We start from the raw sequence: 17,117 nt of genomic DNA, 5'->3' as shown, positions 1-17,117 counted from the left end.
CATCAGCACATGCAACTGGGGATTATCGGACTAGGCCGCATGGGCGGGAATATTGCACGGCGCCTGATGCTCAACGGGCATACCACCGTTGTTTACGACCGTAACGAAGCATTTGTCAAAGTTTTGAGCGAAGAGGGCGCCACCGGCGTTGCCGACCTGAAGGCCCTGGTGGCCGGGCTGCAGAAACCGCGTGCTGTCTGGGTGATGTTGCCGGCAGGCGACCCCACCGAAAACACCATCAATGAACTCAGTGAGCTGCTGGAAGACGGTGACGTGATCATCGACGGCGGCAACACCAACTATAAGGATGACGTGCGTCGCGGCAAGGCCCTGGCGCAAAAAGGCCTGCACTATGTCGATGTCGGTACCTCCGGCGGCGTCTGGGGCCTGGAACGTGGCTACTGCATGATGATCGGCGGCGACACCGAGACTGTGCAGCGCCTCGACCCGATCTTCGCCAGCCTGGCACCGGGCCTGGGCAATATCCCGCGCACCAAGGACCGTTCCGCTGCGGCTGACAAACGTGCCGAGCAGGGCTACATCCACGCCGGCCCGGCGGGCTCCGGGCATTTCGTCAAGATGATCCACAACGGCATCGAGTACGGAATGATGCAGGCGTTTGCCGAAGGTTTTGACATCCTCAAGACCAAGAACTCGGAAAACCTGCCCGAAGACCAGCGCTTCGATCTCAACGTTGCCGATATCGCCGAAGTCTGGCGCCGTGGCAGCGTGGTCTCGTCCTGGTTGCTGGACCTGACCGCCGACGCCCTGGCCACCGATCCCAAGCTGGACGGTTACTCCGGTTCCGTGGCCGACAGTGGCGAAGGCCGCTGGACCATCGAAGCCGCCATGGAACAAGCCGTGCCGGTGCCGGTATTGTCCACTTCGTTGTTCGCGCGGTTCCGCTCGCGCCAGCAGAGCACCTACGGTGACAAGATGCTGTCTGCCATGCGCTTTGGCTTTGGCGGCCACGTGGAGACTTCCAAAAAATGACCGCCAACGGCAAGAAACTCAAGGCCGAACCTGCTCCACCCACCACCCTGTTTCTGTTTGGCGCCCATGGCGACCTGGTCAAACGTCTGCTCATGCCGGCGCTGTACAACCTCCGTCGTGATGGCTTGCTGGGGGATGGCTTGCGCATCGTTGGCGTTGATCACAACGCCATCAGTGATGCCGACTTCGCCAAGAAACTCGAGGACTTTATCCGCACCGAGGCGGCGAGCAAGATCAAGGGCAATGCGGATAACGCCCTCGATCCGACATTGTGGGCGCAACTGGCCAAAGGCATCAGCTACGTCGAGGGCGATTTCCTCGATGACAGCACCTACGCCGACATCGGCAAGAAGATCGCTGACAGCGGCACCGGCAACGCGGTGTTCTACCTGGCCACCGCACCGCGCTTCTTCAGTGACGTGGTGCAGCGCCTGGGCAGTGCCGGCCTGCTGACGGAAACCGATGACAGTTTCCGTCGCGTGGTGATCGAGAAGCCCTTCGGCTCCGACCTGGCCACCGCCGAAGCGTTGAACGCCAGCCTGCTCAAGGTGATGAGCGAGAAGCAGATCTATCGCATCGACCATTACCTGGGGAAGGAAACGGTGCAGAACATCCTCATCAGCCGTTTCTCCAACGTGCTGTTCGAAGCGTTCTGGAACAACCATTACATCGACCACGTGCAAATCACCGCCGCCGAAACCGTCGGCGTGGAGACGCGGGGCAATTTCTTCGAAAAAACCGGCACCCTGCGCGACATGGTGCCCAACCACCTGTTCCAGCTGCTGGCGATGGTGGCCATGGAGCCCCCGGCCGCCTTTGGTGCCGATGCGGTGCGCGGTGAAAAGGCCAAGGTCATCGGTGCGGTACGCCCGTGGTCCCTGGAAGACGCGCGGGCCAACTCGGTGCGCGGGCAATACACCGCTGGCGAAATCGCCGGCAAGTCACTGCCCGGCTACCGCGAAGAAGCCAACGTCGCTCCCGACAGCAGCACCGAGACCTTCGTCGCCCTCAAGGTGATGATCGACAACTGGCGCTGGGTCGGGGTGCCGTTCTACCTGCGCACCGGCAAGCGCATGAGCGTGCGCGACACCGAGATCGTGATCTGCTTCAAGCCGGCGCCCTATGCGCAGTTCCGCGACACCGAGGTGGATGAAGTCAAGCCCACCTACCTGAAAATCCAGATCCAGCCCAATGAAGGCATGTGGTTCGACCTGCTGGCGAAAAAGCCCGGGCCAACCCTCGACATGGCTAGCATCCAGCTGGGTTTTGCCTACAAGGACTTCTTCGAGATGCAACCGTCGACCGGGTACGAAACCCTGATCTACGACTGCATGACCGGTGACCAGACCTTGTTCCAGCGTGCCGACAACATCGAGAACGGCTGGCGTGCAGTGCAACCGTTTCTGGATGCGTGGAAGGAGGACGACGGGATCCAGACCTATAAGGCCGGTGAAGACGGGCCGGCAGCGGCTGATGTGTTGCTGGCGCGCGATGGCCGCACCTGGCACTCGCTAGGATGAGTGATGCAGCGATTCATCCCATCCGTTTTATCCTCAGCGACGTGGACGGCACCTTGCTGCATCCGGATCACAGCCTGAGCCAGCGCACCGCCGATGCGGTGAGCGCCCTGCGCGAGGCCGGGGTGTTTTTCAGCCTGGCCAGCGGGCGACCGCCGAAGGCCATGCTGCATCTGATCGAGACATTCGGGATCGATATGCCGGTGGCGGGCTTCAACGGCGGCACCTTGATCAACCCGGATGGCAGCATCCTGGTTGCCCACCACCTGCCGGCGGAGGCGGCGCTGGTGACCCTGGCGCTATTCTCGGCCGAGCCGGATGTGGAGGCGTGGGTGTTTGCCGACGGTGACTGGCTGCGCCGCGGCCCGCCAGGGCCGGTGGAACCGCGCGAAGCCCATGGCCTGGGATATGGACCGGTGGTGGTGGAGAGTTTCGAGCCCTACCTGGATCGTATCGACAAGATCGTTGCAGCGAGCAACAACACCCAATTGCTGGTGGCGTTGGAAGCGCAATTGCAGCCCAAGGTCCAGGGCTTGGCCCAAGTGTCGCGTTCGCAGCCGATTTATCTGGATGTGACGGCCATGTTGGCCAACAAGGGCGAGGCGTTGAAGACGCTGGCGGCGCACCTTGGGGTGCAGCTGGAACAGACGGCGGCCATCGGTGACGGGGGCAATGATCCGGCGATGTTTCAGGTGGCCGGGTTGTCGATTGCCATGGGGCAGGCGGAAGAGGTCGTCAAGCGCCAGGCCAGTGTCGTTACCGGCAGCAATGTCGAGGATGGCGCTGCCGAAGCAATCGAACGGTTTATTCTCGCGGCGCGATAAGCGTCTTAAGTTGTATTGCGCAACTTGCGATCACTGTTTTGCAGTGATCGCAAGTTGGTCGCGATTTACTTCGGCATGGCCCAGGACTGCAACTGGTAGCCATCCTTGTCGAGCTCGGCGCGGGCCTGCAACAGCAAGTCTTCCAATTGCGCCGGGTCGCTATAAGTGTTCGACGACAGTTGTTTGCTGCCGATACGGGTATTGGTGCGGTCGATGACACTCAGGCTCAGGGCGCCGTTGCCATCGTGCCAGGCCACGCATTGAAAGGGCTGGAAAGCACGGTCTGCGATCAAAAGAGCTTCGTTGATGCGGAGCGGGGCGTTCATGTGGGTCTCTCTCTAAATGCCCATTCAAGTGAGTGCCGGCGGTTGGGCTGACCGTGCGGCGGGTTACTTGTACTGATGCGCGATGGCGGGGTACGGGTCACATGTTAGAGCAACAATTTTCAACTTTTCCTGACTAACGTCATGTAAGCGGCTGTTTTGAAAGCGGATTGAAAGCTTTGCGATGGCGCAACTTTCTGCCCTCTAACCCGAGCACTGGCTTTTTGCCCGCTCTTATAGCAAAACGATACAAGCGGGCGTCAAGATCTTGCTAGGGTTATCGACAGCCAATACAAACTATTGTTTCTAAATAACTTTAATAATATTGACGCCAAGGATCAGTCATGGGTGTGCCCCTCGTCCAACGTCGTTTGCTCGTGGTTGACCCCTGTGACGACTGTCACGGCTTGCTGCCCGGTTTGCGTACGGCGGGGTGGGATGTGGACAGCTGTGCACTGCAATCGGTGGGAGAGCGCTCCTGCGATGTCGGCCTGTTGCGCCTGCAGCCCTATCACCTGGAGCGGCCCGAAGCCGTCAAGGAACTGATCAGCCGCAGTGGCACCGAGTGGATCGCCGTACTCAGCCAGGATGTGCTGCGCCTGCAAAATGTGGGCGACTTCGTCTGCGAGTGGTTTTTCGACTTCCATACCTTGCCATTTGACGTCGCGCGGGTGCAGGTGACTCTGGGCCGCGCGTTTGGCATGGCGCGCCTGCGCGGCAAGGGTCACACGCCGGTTGATGAAGGGCATGAACTGCTGGGTGACAGCCGACCCATTCGTGAGCTGCGCAAATTATTGTCGAAGCTGGCGCCCACGGAGTCCCCGGTGTTGATCCGTGGCGACAGCGGCACCGGTAAGGAGTTGGTGGCCAAGACCCTGCACCGCCAGTCCCAGCGCCATGCCAAGCCCTTTGTCGCGATCAACTGCGGCGCCATTCCCGAACACCTGATCCAATCCGAGCTGTTCGGCCATGAGAAGGGCGCGTTTACCGGTGCCCATCAGCGCAAGGTCGGGCGCATTGAAGCGGCCCATGGCGGCACTCTGTTCCTCGATGAAATCGGCGATTTGCCCATGGAGCTGCAGGCCAACCTGCTGCGCTTTCTCCAGGAAAAGCAGGTCGAGCGGGTCGGCGGCAGCCAGCCCATTCCGGTCGATGTGCGAGTGCTGGCGGCCACCCACGTCGACCTCGAAGCGGCTGTCGCCAAGGGCTCTTTTCGTGAAGACTTGTACTACCGGCTCAATGTGCTGCAGGTGGTCACCGCGCCTTTGCGCGATCGCCATGGTGATGTGGCGATGTTGGCCAACCACTTTTCGCGCTTCTACAGCCAGGAAACCGGTCGACGCCCCCGCAGTTTCAGCGAAGACGCCTTGGTGGCCATGGGGCAGCACCTGTGGCCGGGCAATGTCCGCGAGTTGGCCAACCGCGTGCGCCGCGGCCTGGTACTCGCCGAAGGGCGCCAGATCGAAGCCGCCGATCTGGGATTGGTGGGCGAACAGGCAATTTCGCCCCCCATGGCTACACTGGAAGACTACAAGCACCGCGCCGAACGCCAGGCGCTGTGCGATGTGCTTAACCGGCACAGCGACAACCTGAGTGTCGCGGCCCGCGTGCTGGGCATTTCCCGGCCGACGTTCTACCGGTTGTTGCACAAGCACCAGATCCGCTAGGGCGGGTAAACCGAAAAGCCCCGCAACGACCCTTATCGTTGCGGGGCTTTTCCTTATGGATGTTGCGTCAAGTTAATCAGAAGTAATACGGGAATTTCAGGCTGAACGTAAAGTCCGGCGCATCATCCGTCATGCCGATTGCAAGGTTCGGCACGATCGTCAGGTTATCCGACGCCGCAATGGTCATCCCCACGTTGAAATAGCCGGCGTTGGCATCGCTGGACACCACCGATTGCCAGTCGCCGCCGTTGGGCTTGAGCCTGCTCTTGCGCTGCACCAGGTCGGACACCGAGAACGACATACTCATCTTCTCGTTGAGGGCGAAGGCCACGCCGACACCGAACTGGAAACTGTCGCCCAGGCTGACCTTGCCGCCGACCTTCTGGTTGACGTCACTGCTGATGTCATCGAACGATTCTTCGAAGTTATGGGTGTAGGACAGCGAACCAAACAACACGGCAGGGTCGAAGGTCTTGACCAGGGAGATCCCCGGCGTGATCGACCAGACCCCATTGCCCGTAGGCAGGCTTTCCGGCACGAACAGGTTGTCGTTGCCGGGTGTATTGATCAGCTTGATACCAAACGGTTCTTTACCCGTAGGGGCCTTGACCCGCACCGATACCACGGCATCCGGCAGGGTGGGGGTTTCGTCGAGGAACTTGTAGGCTACGCCGAAGTTGACGTCGCCGATGGTCGGATCGCGGGTGACCGACTGTTCCGACGTCGCGGTACCGTTGTTGCCGGCACCGGCAGACTGGTAAGTCGATTCGCGGTACACAACCGGCACGTTCACGTCGAACTGCCAGCGGTTATCGACGTTGTAGCGCCCGGTCAGGTCCAGGGTCCAGTTATCGGACTTGATCCGGTCCAGGTTGATATTGCCGAGGAAAATCGAGTCCAGCGCCAGGAACCCGTTGAGGGTCAACTGGCGGGCGTCGTAACGGGCATAGGTGACGCCGGTTTCGAAGCTGAACTTGCCATTGCCGAAAAAGCCGCTGGCTTCGTTATAAAGGTTGCTGACACTTTGTGCCGGGGCGGAGTCGTCCTTGAGGGATTGGCCGTAGGAACTGCCGCCGCCACCGCCCGCGCCACCGGATGCTGCTGCGGCACCCGTGCCAGCGACGGTGGTGCCGCTGGCTTTTTGAAAGTCTGCCGGGGATTTGGCCAGGCGCCTGGGGGCCGGGGTGGCGGGTTGGTCTTCGACCTGACGCACGCGCTGCTCCAGGACGGCCAGCGCCTTTTGCTGCACTTCGTATCGCTGCTTGAGTTCCAGAAGTTCCTGTTTGAGGGTTTCGATGTCGCTATCTGGCGCTGCATACAGAACGGATGCGGGCAAGAGCGTACTTAAACAGATCACAGCACGGAGCGATAACGATCGATGCATGAAATAAGCCGTCCTTTTCTAATGCGTAAGTGTCGACGGTCAGCGTAGTTCAATAACCAAGCGTGCGTAGGGCTTTTAGTTGATCCAAGTTGCAATTTAAGGCGCCGTTGTTCAAACCGTTGTTGTTCATCACTACGTTGAGTTGGGTCATGTTGTTGACGAAGTTAGTGTTGCCGGTCAGGACCGTGCCTTGCAGCACATTCCCGCCACCGATCTGCTGCAGGCTGTTGCCTTGGTTGTGGTTGGCCTGGATCGCCATCTGCAAGCCACCGTTGTTGGCCGACACGCTCACGCGGCCTGCCGCGCTGTCACCGGTCACCGTACCTCCGGCGACCAGCACTTGCCCCGATTGCACGATGTTGGAGGGTGCAAAACCGTTTTCGACGGTGATGCCCACATTGTTGTAGGCGGTGTTGCCATCGCCGGCGGTACGCACGCTCTGCGTCACGCCCTGGCCGCTGCCCAGGCCGGCGCCACCGGTTACCGTGCCGGTGCCGGTGTTCGGGTTCGTGCCGTTGCCGGTCGAGCCAGTGGTTTGTACGTAGAATTGCGGGGTAATGGTCGACGAGTCGACCTGCATACTGGCCTTGCCGGTAATGCTGTCACCCACGGCATTGGTCCAGGTGCTGCTCATGACAATGCCGAAGCTGATGATTCGCCCGGGCATCACGTAACGGCCGCGCAGGTCGGCCATTTCCGAGTCCTTGAGTTCGATGGGTTTGAACCCCGACGAAGCATAAGCGGGCATTGAGGCTGCCAGACACAAGACCGTCAGCCAACGGGAAGTGTTCATCTGCTGCTCCTGGAGCGTCCTGCCCCTTATTGCGCTTCTTAGAAGAAGTCGCTCTGGATAAAACCGAAATCCATCAGCTCGGCATCGCCTACGGGCCTGAATTCATTCATCTGGTTTTTGGCGGTCAGCGGTGTGGGCGGGTCGAGCAGGGCATTGGCCTTGTCATAACCTTCACCCAGCACGGCGAAGACGATGCCGTTCCAGCCCTTGACGAAGTCGTCATGCGAATAGCGCTTATGGCCCAGTACAGGGTCGCCGATATAGACCCAGTCCTTGTCGGCGCGCTGCATCACCACGAAGTGCTTGTAGCCACGAATTTCCAGCAGGACCACCACGGGGATCTTTACGGTGACCAGTGTTTCTGGCGCGATTTTGTAGCCCCGGGCACGCATGCCGATGCTTTCGAGGTAGCGCTTCATGTCCAGCATGGAAAACCCCTGGGTACGTACCAGGTCCTGGTCTGCATTGACCAGCATGCCTTTGATGACGTGATCTTCGTCTACGTCCAGCCAATAACCCTGGCGCAGGATGGTGGCGAGTGCCGCAGCACCGCAGCTGAAATCGGTTTTCTGTTCCACCAGGTTGGCGAACCGGCGCTCACGAATACTCTCGACCTTCTTGTAGATTACTGTACCGCCGGGCAGGGCGGAGATCGCCATGGTGCCTGCCCAGGTCGGGCCGGTGAGCAGCATCAGGAGGGTGAGGGTCGCGAGGCGCATGATCATGTGACCTGCTGGACACTGGAATAAAAAAGGGCCTTGTTGCCAAGGCCCCGTTGGATCAGAAGCGCACGCCGCTGGCGCAGACGCTGCAACCTTGACCGATCGACAGGCTGTTGCTGCCTTGGTTGCCCGAGCCGGACTGCAGGTTCACACCTACGTTGCCGGAGTTGCGGTTAACCGAGTTGTCGAGGCTGGAGTTGTTGGACACGTATTGGGCTTTGCTGCCATGACCATACCCGTAGCTGGTAGCGGCAGCGTTCAGGTAGCTGTTGGCGAGCGAGTTTTGCTCGGTGTTGGCGGCCGCTGCGATGTTTTTGCCATCAGCCGTGGTGATTGCCAGGTTGTTTTTACCCTGGTTGCCTTGACCGGCCTGGCCGTTGTAACCCAGGTTGCCGGAGTTACCGTTAGCCGAGCCATCCAACGAGGCGTTGTTTTGGGTGCCTTTGTTGACGAAGTTGTTCAGCCCGCTGTTTTGATTGACATCGACGACAGCGAATACGGTTGCAAAGTCACCTTTGGCACTGGAGATGGCGCCGGAGTTGTCTGCCTGGTTACCGCTGCCCGACTGGACGTTAACACCGGTGTTGCCGCTGTTGCCGTTTACCGAGTCATCGGCAGAGGCATTGTTTTCGGTCTTGGTGTCGTCAAACTTGTTGCCGACGCTGTTTTGTACATCGGTCACGACAGAGGCAACAACCCCGGTTGGTTGAGGCGCAGGGTGCCAGCCACCACCATTTGCTTGAGCAGCAGCAGCCATGAGTGCAGCCAGAGCGAAAACCAGTGGTTTCAGAGCCATTTGAGGTTTCATGGTGTTTCTCCTTGCTTCTAATTAGTTGGTTAAGTGTTGGTACGGTCTAACTAGTGCTACCAAGCGTTTACTTGATAGTGATGCCCAGGGTGTTAGCCACTCGGTTCCCCACCCCTGCACTCTGGTTCACCTGAATCACTCCTCGGCTGCCTGTGAAGGCCTGGTCGCTTGTAACGACAAGGCGGCTGCCAGTGGTGGGGGTGAGCCCTGAGTCGGTTGCCAGCGTCGTGGTGTTCTGTTGCAACAGGACGCTGTCATCAATGCTTTGCGGGCCAGGGTTGATGCTGATCCGCACGGCATTGATTGTTTGGTTATTGGCGCCGGCCGACTGGTTGATGCCCAGCACACCGTTGCCATTGGTAAAAGAGCTGCCCTGGATCGCCGCCTTGGCGTTCAGGGACGGGTCGACACTGCCATCGAGGCGCTGGATGTTGACGTTGGTGGCCTGGCCACCGAGCGCGATGGCGCGGCTGTTGGACATTTGTTGCTGGTTGCCGGCCGCCTGGTTGATCGACACGACACCCTCGTATTGTTGGCCGCTGTTGTTGATCACTGCCGTGTCGTCGGCGAATGCCGGGGCGCTGGCCAACAGGGCGAGAACGAGCAGGGAACGATTCATTACTTGCCCCCCAGCATGCTGCCGATGTTGTTCAACGGTGCCATGCCGCGCTGGACCGAGTCGCTGATCTGCCCGCCCATGCTGCTGCCCGCACCGTGGCCGGCGGCAGAGCTGGCCCCCAGGGTGGACATGCTGCTTTGTGTGGTGTGCAGGCCGGTCAAGGTGCCATTGGTCTGAACAGCGCGGACGATGCTTGAGCCGCTGCTGACGCCGCCGATATCACTATCACTGAGCTCGCCAGTGGCACCGATGATTTCTCGGCTGGGATTGGCGTTGGCAGTAGAGGGGTAGGGGTCTTTACCGAAGGCGGCGCGGCCGTACATATGAGCCTGTACGTTGCGCCCCGTCACGATCACGCCGTCACCTGCAAAGCTTGGAACACTGATGCCGACGCTGAGTACACAGCTGATCAGCAGTACGTTCATTGGACCTTGAGTGAGTGTAATCACGGTGGCATTCCCTGTTCTTCGCGCTGACCCTAAACAGCGCTGTAAGGGATAGAGCAGAAGCCGTGCCGCTTTTTATTTTTTATTGTTATTCAATGAGTTGGAATTATTTTTGGGCAAAGTGATGTCAGTGCTGTTTCACCGCTGATACAGCTTGTGTTCGGCCATGTGCACACCGCCATACCACAAACGATTCACCCCGCTGTATCAGCGCTGTAACACTGTGCATGACAAAACGATGACTCCGCCCAGTGCGGGCGGTCCAGAGGAGTCGAGTGTTTCAAAAATGGACACTTCGGGCGCAAACGCGCCCAGGCTTGTGGCCAGCGTTCAGCCTTTGGGGGATTTACGCGGGATGGAATTGATGACGGGGTTGCCATCCTGGTTTTGGGTCAGGTAGACCGGCAGAACCTTGGGCAACGAGGGGATGAGGTTGTTGACCTCGGTGATGTTGTAGATGCCGCCGATACGAATCGTCCCGGTGTTGGCGTCGGCCAGCATGACCGGTTTGCTCAGGTAGCGGTTGATCAACGGCAACGCGTCGACCAAGGCCAGGTTGTCGAGCACCAACTTGCCCTGGCGCCAGGCCAGGGCGGTGTCATTGGGGCTCATTGCGCGTACGCGCGGCGTTGCATCGCCTTGTTGATAGCTGGCCTGCATGCCCGGCGTCAGGGGCACGCTGCCGTGTACCTGGTCGCTGGCAATCTGCACCGAGCCTTCGAGCAACATCACTCGCACCTGGTCTTCATACTTCCAGACGTTGAACCGGGTGCCCGTGACGCGCACCTGGCCTGAGCCTGCGTGCACGATAAACGGATGCGCGCTGTCATGGCTGACCTTGAAGAAGGCCTCGCCCTTTTTCAACGTGACCCGGCGCTGATCCTTGTAGTTGCTGTAGACCAGCTCGGTGCCCAGGTTGAGCTCCACCTCGCTGCCGTCGCCCAGGGTGACCTGGCGCAAGCCATTGGCAGCCTGGAAACGCTCATAGGAACTCGGCAACCAGCCGGCTTCCCAGCCTGTAAACGCGACCAGGGGCAAGGCGGTCAGGCAGATCGCCGCCGCGACTGCGTAGCTGCGCAACCGGCTGCGCGGTTTGAAGGGCCCCACCAACGCCGGGGTTTCGTGGCGGGGCAGGTGGTCGGCGACGTCCCAGATTTCCAGCATCGCTGCGTATTCAAAGGCGTGCAGCGGGTGGGAATCATGCCATTGCGCAAAAGCCTGACGCTCACCTGGGGTGCAATCACTTGCGTGCAGGCGCATGCACCAATGCGCGGCGGCGTCGGTGATGGCGTCATATTCGGCTTCTGAAAGGGACTTTTCGCTCATTAACTCATCCTGATTTCGCACATTCTAACCTCCTGAGGTGGACCGCGAGAACAGGCGTCATGGCGATTGCACATCAATTGGAACTTATTCTTGTTTGGCGCGACCTAAAAAATTCAGGACATTCCCACAATGGAGTACGAATATGCTGAAGAAAACCTTAGTCGCCCTGTGTGCAACCACCGCGCTGCTCAGTGCAGGCGCCGCTCTGGCCGATAAGCCCGGTGCGGGCTGGATCACCATTGAAAAGGCGATTGAAGTGGCGAAGACCAAGGCCGGCTACATCGAAGTCTATGCAGCCGAAGCCGATGACAACGGCTATTGGGAAGTCAAAGGCCGCAAGTCCGACGGCACCGTGTATGAAGCGCGCATCGATGGGGCTTCGGGCAATATCCTGCGTGACCAGAAAGACTGATAGACCCGCCGGGAGCCTGTTCAGGCTCCCGCATCCAGTTCCCGGCCGAGTTGACTGATCAGGTAAGTGACGGAATCGGCATTGGCCAGAATCGTGTCGATACGCTTGTCGGCGTTGCTCATGAACATTGACCGTGCGTCATCGAGGGTCCGGCAGCCGGTGGTGCTGAGGACTTTATCCTTCAGATCCGACGTCACGCGGCTGCTGCCGAAGTCCTCCCATTCCTGGGTGAACTCGTCCCATGTCTTGAACAACAGGGTGGCGGGCGTCAGGGTCGACAGTGCGGTATCACGCAAGTTGCCAAGGTCGGTCTGCATCAGCTGGGCGCCGCGAATCTTTGCGTTAATCAGGTCATGGAACGGTCGCATGGTGTCCAGATACGCCAGGTCTTCGGTCAAGGACTTGATGTGCGTGATTTCATGAATCAACACCGTTGCCCGTGCATGGGCCGAGAGGTTGAATGGGGTGTTCAATCGGTTTTGGTAGATATCCATGTGCGGGTCGAAAAAGCGGTCCAGCAAGTAGATCTTCTGCTCCACATCATCGGGCAGCACAAAGGCAAATGTATCCTGTTGGCTGTAGCGGCGCGTGCCGCTGACAAACCGCCGGGAGTCCGGGCTGATCAGGGTGTGATTGGTCAATTCATCGAGCACCTCGTCGACGCGCCGCTCGACTCGTTGCACCTGATCGGACGTAAGTGTGACAACCCCGAACAACTCACTGAAAAACCGCCCCGGCCGGCTGTTGGGCTTCAGGTGTGTGGCAAAGTACAGGAGGTTGCGCTTGCAGGTGACCGCATAGTACGTCGCAACATTGAGTGCTTCATCAATGCACTGGGCTTTCCAACTGGATAACGCGGCAATTTCCCGCATGCCTACGGCTTCGATATTGATGGTGTCCCGTTCGGCTGCCCGGGTTTTGGCCCTGCCTGCGTAGCGACTCAAGGTTTTGCCGTAGCGCGGGTGGTGCCGGCCGAGGTCCAGCGTCCATGCGCCTTGGGCATTGCGTTGCACATAAGGGCCATGCAGTTCGTCATTGCTCACGCGCCAGTGTTCACCGGCTTTTTTCACCGGGTACACCTTGCCTGCCAACGGCACGAAATGACCGCTGCCAGTCTTGTCGCTGTACAGGCCGCTCTGCGTGTCTTGCTCCAGATCCTTCAAGGCAATTGCGTGGTTTTCAAAGGCTTGCAATTGGGTGCGGGCAGGGGCGGTCAGGTCCAGGTCGGCCAGTGTGGCGGCGGCCGGCGCAGGGGCTTTCAGCCATTGCTCCAGCGGGACTTGCTCCTCGGTTGAGGCGGTCTGCGGCAGGAGTTTGTCCAGCTCCTTGCGCAAGGAGGCCAGCTCGGCCACACCGCCGATAAAGGTTTTGAGCGCGTGTTGCCAGCGGTGTCGCTGCAGGTCTTCAGCCGAGGCCAGGAACAGTTTGTGGCTGCGCCACACGGCCAGCGGGTACGCCAGTTTGCCGGCCATGAACTGCAATCCTTTAGGGATATCTTCGGTGAACAGGCTGGTGGCTGCGTTCCACTGCACCTTGCCCGACGGAGAGAACTGACTGGCCAACATCTGAAGCAGCATCTCGAGGTTGTCCTCAAACAGCTGGCTCAACAGGTTGCCGGTAATGGGCGAGGCGCCGAGTTGGATTTCCGAGTGCCCCTGGCTCCAGCGTTGGCCCAGCAAATTGCGGTAAGTGGCCTGATGAGGGGCTGGCATCCGGCCGATTACCCAGTCCTGCAGCGCACCGGCGGTGGTGAACTCATTGAGTAGCGCCGCCTCATTGGCGTACTCCTTTAATAAATGCTTGGGACTGTAGGGCGCATACAGGATCAGGGGGCCGGACGCGCCCGCTTTGGGACCGATCAGGTAGCAGCCCAGTGCCTTGACCTGGGCTGCGCCCGCAGTGGCGATCAGTTCAAGGGGTCGTATGATCGCCGTCGCGCCAGCCACGGCGGCACGCGCCACGGCATCTGGCATGTCGAATACTTGCTGGACGAAGCTCCAGGCTGATGCGGATAGCCGCTCCTGCAGTGTTTGTTCATGAGCGTATTGCAGCAATTGCCAGGGCAACTGCCGGCAGAACAATTGGCGGCGCTCACGGGCGTCTTCGGTCTGACCTTTGAGGCGCGTGGTCAGCCGTGTCTGGTAAAGGCTTTTCAAGTCCAGTTGGCGAACCAGTTGCACCACCGCATTGCCGTCCAGTGCGGCAGGCAAAGGCGTCGCTGTGCGCGATTGTGGCCGGATGTCTTCGGCGCGTAGATCAGGCAGGTGTCGCAGGGCGAAATCCGTCAGGGTTTCAGCGTGCCCCTCCAGGTCGATACGGCCGGGAATCAGAACGGTGTCCGGGTTGACGATTTGCCCGGCAAAACGCGCATCGAGCAGGGTCGAAAGGGTGCGTTTGGCCAGTTCGCGCATGGGCGTGATGCCGTGCAGGTAGTCACGCTCGTCTGCGCTGTTGACGCGATACTGCTCGAGCAATTCGGCCTGCAGGATCTGTTCATGGGGCAGTGCCATGCCCAGCCACACAGGCAGTGCTTGCTGCTGGACCATGGCGCGCGCAATGGCAATGGCCCTGGGCAGGTTGGTCGGTGGTGACCGACGGATAAAGCTGTCCATGCAGTCCTGAAAGCGCCGGGCGCTCAACTTCATCGAAAGTAGATGGTCAATCGCGTCACGCATGAAGTCGCTGTAGGACTGTTGGCGGTTGTGCAGCAGGTGGTCGTCGATCCGTCGCAGCGGGCCGAGCTGACAGGCCTGATGGGGCGCGCGCCTGGAAACCGGCAAATTCTCCATCAGGGGCAACCGCCTGAAGGGGTCGTGTAAACGTTGTTTCAGGGCTTCGCACAGCACCTTGATCGACGCAAATGCCTCATAGCCGCAACGGGGTGTCCACAACAGTGCCGCCCCTGAATGGTCCGGGTCTGTGCCGCCGCGTTCAGTCAGCACAAAGCAGTTGGCCAGGGCCTGGGGGGTGGTGTCAGTGCCGATCTTGAGGGTCAGGCCAAACGCATCCGGGATGAAGCCGTTGAGGCCTCGGCGGGTCAGGCGGGTCAGGCTGTCGGCATGCAGGACGCTGTCCAGCAGTGCGAGACCGGGGTGCGACAAGCTTTTGTCCAGCCGCCTCAGTCGCGCTTCGCCGCTCAGCCCCTGCAGCATCCCATCGCTGAGGTGGGCCCGGTTATTGTCCAGAAACAGATGTGGCAGCCCACGCAAGTCGCGTTCTGCAAAGGTGGTCAGGACCTGCTCGATAACCGCATTGAAGCCAGCAGTTGTCAGGTTTTGCAGCTTGTTGGCGACGCCCGCGCTGCGCCTGCCATAAAACCCGCTCAGGGACGAGTCCGTCAGCGCAATGGCTTGCTTGGCCAGGCGCGCAATAAAGTGCTCGACCATGCTGGAAGACCGTTGGGGCAAGCGCTCTTCGCGATCGCTGGCGTGTGTGGCATAGGTATTGATATAGACATCGTCGGCGTTCAGGTCCAGCCGGTGCTTGGCCAGTTCGGCGTCCAGCGCATGGGCCGCCAGGTCGCGCAAGGTCGGCTGTTTGCTGCGTTCCAGCGCCATGGCCGCCTCGACGGCTTGCAGGCGCTGCAGGTGTGCCTTGGCCTTTTCGGCATGCACCGTGGACGGGCGGCCATTGCCAAGGGTAATGGGGTGGACGCTCCAGCGGCCGCCCGTTTCCAACGCCATCAAGCGGCTGTCGAGCATGGTGCGTACGTCCAGGGCACTGTCGAGCAGCGCGTCCAGGTCGATCTCCCCCGCGCTGCGCCGAAAAAGCCCCAGCGCGTACTCCAGGTTGTCGAACTGCTTGGCGAGAATGTCCTCAACCATTTCGAGAAATAGATCGCCAGCGACAGGGTTCCCGGTCACCTCAATGTGATCCATGCCGATAAACACACTGCGCTCGTCCAGCGACAGGAAATTGAGCAGCTCATCTTCATGCCCGGCGGTTTTGAGCATGGTCAGTAGGATGTCCTTGAGGTCATTCAGGTTCTCGAGCACCTGCAAGCCACGCGATTGGGTATACAGATACGCCTGGGCATTGCTGATCATCAGGGTGCCGCCCAGTTCGACGTAGTGTTGAAAAGGTGCGTGAACCCGCACTTTTTCTATATTCAACGGGCCGGCGAAGGCCATACGCGAAGCGTGGTCCGGAAGGAACAACGCCCGCAGTTTTTGACTTTCATCGGTGGACAGAACCCTGTCCTGGTGCTTGAGCAGCAGGTCGGTGCGGCACTTGTCACTCATGACCCGGGCGCAAAACTGCCGACGTGACTGCCCTGCGTTGAAGTCTTCATTCCAGTAGGTCTGCAACAGGCTGTTCAACAGCGTTGAAAGAATCCCGCTGGTTTGCTCGACCACGCTGTCCCAGCGTTGCAGGTCGTCGGCCAGTTGCGCCTGGGTAAAGGCGCGGGTGTCATGGCCGATGTTGAAAAAGGAGTGAGTCTGGCCCGCGGGCCAGGCATGGGAGACGTAAAACCGTAACAGCGCGTCGCGCAACGGTAGCGAGTCGACCCAGCGGCTGTGTGCTCCCACGGACGCGCGGCTGAAGAAGTTCACCCGAGTGTCGGCCTGGTTCAGGCCGGGGAAATAGGTGCGGGCCATGATGCTGAGCAAGGTGTCGAGCATCCCATTGAGGCTGGGAAATTTGCGCAGCTCATCAAGCAGGGCCACTGCATTTTTTTGCTGACAGGCCAGGACGGTGTTCTTCTGGTCTTCCATCACGGCGCCTTCGATGACGCTCGCCGTCACCGTCAGGTGCACCGTCACCGGCAATGCGTCACGCTCGGCAATCGACAGAAATTGCAGCAGGTCGGTGCGCGAGCTCGGTTGCTTCAAACGCTCCTGCACTTCACTTAGCAGGTCGGTGCGGCTCTCGAATAACTCCAGCCCGCCATACGGGGTGTACAGCACGGCTTTGTTGTCGTCCGGGGTCGGGCTCATCATGAAGGCGCCGCCCATCGGGAGGGCGGCTTGGCCCGGTGCGTTGATCAACAGTCTTTCCACCCGCATCGGGTAGCGCTGTAGGGTCAGGTCCGTACGTGCCGTATGAGTGGCGTAGTACAGCGTATGCAGCCAATCGAGGTCCTTGACTGTGAACCCCAGTGCATGTTCCCGTGGCGTGGGTTGCTTGCGTCGGGTTGGCAGTAGGAACTCATCGAAAAAATACGGCGGGGTGATGGTCGCCAAGGTGTGCTCTCCGTTCAACAAAGGGGAATGGAGACCAGGGTAGGCGGCGCCGCGGCGTGTGTGGCGGTAGATAACTGGACCCGGCTTCAAGCGTCCGTTG

Annotated in this window: 14 protein-coding genes; 5 read left to right on the top strand and 9 right to left on the bottom strand. The window is 59.9% G+C overall.

What is annotated here, in order from left to right:
- The first annotated feature begins 9 nt into the window (after positions 1–9).
- From gnd to HDC32_RS24275, 3 genes are read left to right on the top strand one after another with little or no spacing between them, the layout of a single operon-like run.
- Positions 10–993, top strand: coding sequence for a phosphogluconate dehydrogenase (NAD(+)-dependent, decarboxylating) (gene gnd / locus HDC32_RS24285; protein ID WP_184745815.1), 984 nt, complete (start codon positions 10–12; stop codon positions 991–993).
- Entirely contained in the window at positions 990–2,513 is a 1,524-nt protein-coding gene (gene zwf, locus HDC32_RS24280) for a glucose-6-phosphate dehydrogenase (protein ID WP_131696611.1), read from the top strand. Before gnd ends, zwf begins: the two co-directional genes overlap by 4 nt.
- Entirely contained in the window at positions 2,510–3,334 is an 825-nt protein-coding gene (locus HDC32_RS24275) for an HAD family hydrolase (protein ID WP_184745813.1), read from the top strand. The genes zwf and HDC32_RS24275 overlap by 4 nt, the downstream gene beginning before the upstream one ends.
- Positions 3,335–3,399: 65 nt before the next feature.
- On the opposite strand, the gene HDC32_RS24270 is transcribed toward HDC32_RS24275, so the two are convergent.
- Entirely contained in the window at positions 3,400–3,660 is a 261-nt protein-coding gene (locus tag HDC32_RS24270; protein WP_032887053.1) for a hypothetical protein, read from the bottom strand.
- Positions 3,661–4,001: 341 nt separating this feature from the next.
- Between HDC32_RS24270 and HDC32_RS24265 the strand changes: the two genes are divergently transcribed.
- Positions 4,002–5,324, top strand: coding sequence for a sigma-54 dependent transcriptional regulator (locus HDC32_RS24265; RefSeq protein WP_131696609.1), 1,323 nt, complete (start codon positions 4,002–4,004; stop codon positions 5,322–5,324).
- Positions 5,325–5,400: 76 nt separating this feature from the next.
- Here the strand turns inward: HDC32_RS24265 and HDC32_RS24260 are convergent, their stop codons facing one another.
- From HDC32_RS24260 to HDC32_RS24230, 7 genes are all read right to left on the bottom strand, one after another.
- Positions 5,401–6,708, bottom strand: coding sequence for a hypothetical protein (locus HDC32_RS24260; protein ID WP_184745811.1), 1,308 nt, complete (start codon positions 6,706–6,708; stop codon positions 5,401–5,403).
- Between the two features lie 49 nt (positions 6,709–6,757).
- On the bottom strand, positions 6,758–7,501 hold the full coding sequence (locus HDC32_RS24255) for a hypothetical protein (RefSeq protein WP_053135060.1): 744 nt from the start codon (positions 7,499–7,501) through the stop codon (positions 6,758–6,760).
- Between the two features lie 38 nt (positions 7,502–7,539).
- Entirely contained in the window at positions 7,540–8,220 is a 681-nt protein-coding gene (locus HDC32_RS24250) for a C39 family peptidase (RefSeq protein WP_131696606.1), read from the bottom strand.
- Positions 8,221–8,281: 61 nt separating this feature from the next.
- Complete coding sequence (locus tag HDC32_RS24245; RefSeq protein ID WP_131696605.1) at positions 8,282–9,031, bottom strand: hypothetical protein; 750 nt, start codon at positions 9,029–9,031, stop codon at positions 8,282–8,284.
- Positions 9,032–9,098: 67 nt separating this feature from the next.
- Positions 9,099–9,650: an adhesin gene (locus tag HDC32_RS24240; protein WP_167655476.1), complete on the bottom strand. Its 552-nt coding sequence runs from the start codon at positions 9,648–9,650 to the stop codon at positions 9,099–9,101.
- Entirely contained in the window at positions 9,650–10,075 is a 426-nt protein-coding gene (locus tag HDC32_RS24235; protein WP_184746059.1) for a hypothetical protein, read from the bottom strand. Before HDC32_RS24235 ends, HDC32_RS24240 begins: the two co-directional genes overlap by 1 nt.
- Before the next feature lie 351 nt (positions 10,076–10,426).
- Complete coding sequence (locus HDC32_RS24230; RefSeq protein WP_184745809.1) at positions 10,427–11,422, bottom strand: FecR family protein; 996 nt, start codon at positions 11,420–11,422, stop codon at positions 10,427–10,429.
- 142 nt (positions 11,423–11,564) lie between these two features.
- Between HDC32_RS24230 and HDC32_RS24225 the strand changes: the two genes are divergently transcribed.
- Positions 11,565–11,834, top strand: coding sequence for a PepSY domain-containing protein (locus HDC32_RS24225; RefSeq protein WP_025857288.1), 270 nt, complete (start codon positions 11,565–11,567; stop codon positions 11,832–11,834).
- Positions 11,835–11,854: 20 nt separating this feature from the next.
- Here HDC32_RS24225 and HDC32_RS24220 read toward each other — a convergent pair whose 3' ends face one another.
- Positions 11,855–17,017: a dermonecrotic toxin domain-containing protein gene (locus HDC32_RS24220; protein ID WP_184745807.1), complete on the bottom strand. Its 5,163-nt coding sequence runs from the start codon at positions 17,015–17,017 to the stop codon at positions 11,855–11,857.
- Positions 17,018–17,117 lie beyond the last annotated feature (100 nt).

It is taken from the genome of Pseudomonas sp. JAI120 (assembly GCF_014207255.1).
Lineage (GTDB): Bacteria > Pseudomonadota > Gammaproteobacteria > Pseudomonadales > Pseudomonadaceae > Aquipseudomonas.
Note: the sequence above shows the minus strand (reverse complement) of the source record. Positions and strands in the feature narration are given on the sequence as shown.

Excerpts from the sequence above, each read along its gene's own strand:
- gnd (WP_184745815.1), top strand. The coding sequence starts at position 10 with ATGCAACTGGGGATTATCGGACTAGGCCGCATGGGCGGGAATATTGCA.
- zwf (WP_131696611.1), top strand. The coding sequence starts at position 990 with ATGACCGCCAACGGCAAGAAACTCAAGGCCGAACCTGCTCCACCCACC.
- HDC32_RS24275 (WP_184745813.1), top strand. The coding sequence starts at position 2,510 with ATGAGTGATGCAGCGATTCATCCCATCCGTTTTATCCTCAGCGACGTG.
- HDC32_RS24270 (WP_032887053.1), bottom strand. The coding sequence starts at position 3,660 with ATGAACGCCCCGCTCCGCATCAACGAAGCTCTTTTGATCGCAGACCGT.
- HDC32_RS24265 (WP_131696609.1), top strand. The coding sequence starts at position 4,002 with ATGGGTGTGCCCCTCGTCCAACGTCGTTTGCTCGTGGTTGACCCCTGT.
- HDC32_RS24260 (WP_184745811.1), bottom strand. The coding sequence starts at position 6,708 with ATGCATCGATCGTTATCGCTCCGTGCTGTGATCTGTTTAAGTACGCTC.
- HDC32_RS24255 (WP_053135060.1), bottom strand. The coding sequence starts at position 7,501 with ATGAACACTTCCCGTTGGCTGACGGTCTTGTGTCTGGCAGCCTCAATG.
- HDC32_RS24250 (WP_131696606.1), bottom strand. The coding sequence starts at position 8,220 with ATGCGCCTCGCGACCCTCACCCTCCTGATGCTGCTCACCGGCCCGACC.
- HDC32_RS24245 (WP_131696605.1), bottom strand. The coding sequence starts at position 9,031 with ATGAAACCTCAAATGGCTCTGAAACCACTGGTTTTCGCTCTGGCTGCA.
- HDC32_RS24240 (WP_167655476.1), bottom strand. The coding sequence starts at position 9,650 with ATGAATCGTTCCCTGCTCGTTCTCGCCCTGTTGGCCAGCGCCCCGGCA.
- HDC32_RS24235 (WP_184746059.1), bottom strand. The coding sequence starts at position 10,075 with ATGAACGTACTGCTGATCAGCTGTGTACTCAGCGTCGGCATCAGTGTT.
- HDC32_RS24230 (WP_184745809.1), bottom strand. The coding sequence starts at position 11,422 with ATGAGCGAAAAGTCCCTTTCAGAAGCCGAATATGACGCCATCACCGAC.
- HDC32_RS24225 (WP_025857288.1), top strand. The coding sequence starts at position 11,565 with ATGCTGAAGAAAACCTTAGTCGCCCTGTGTGCAACCACCGCGCTGCTC.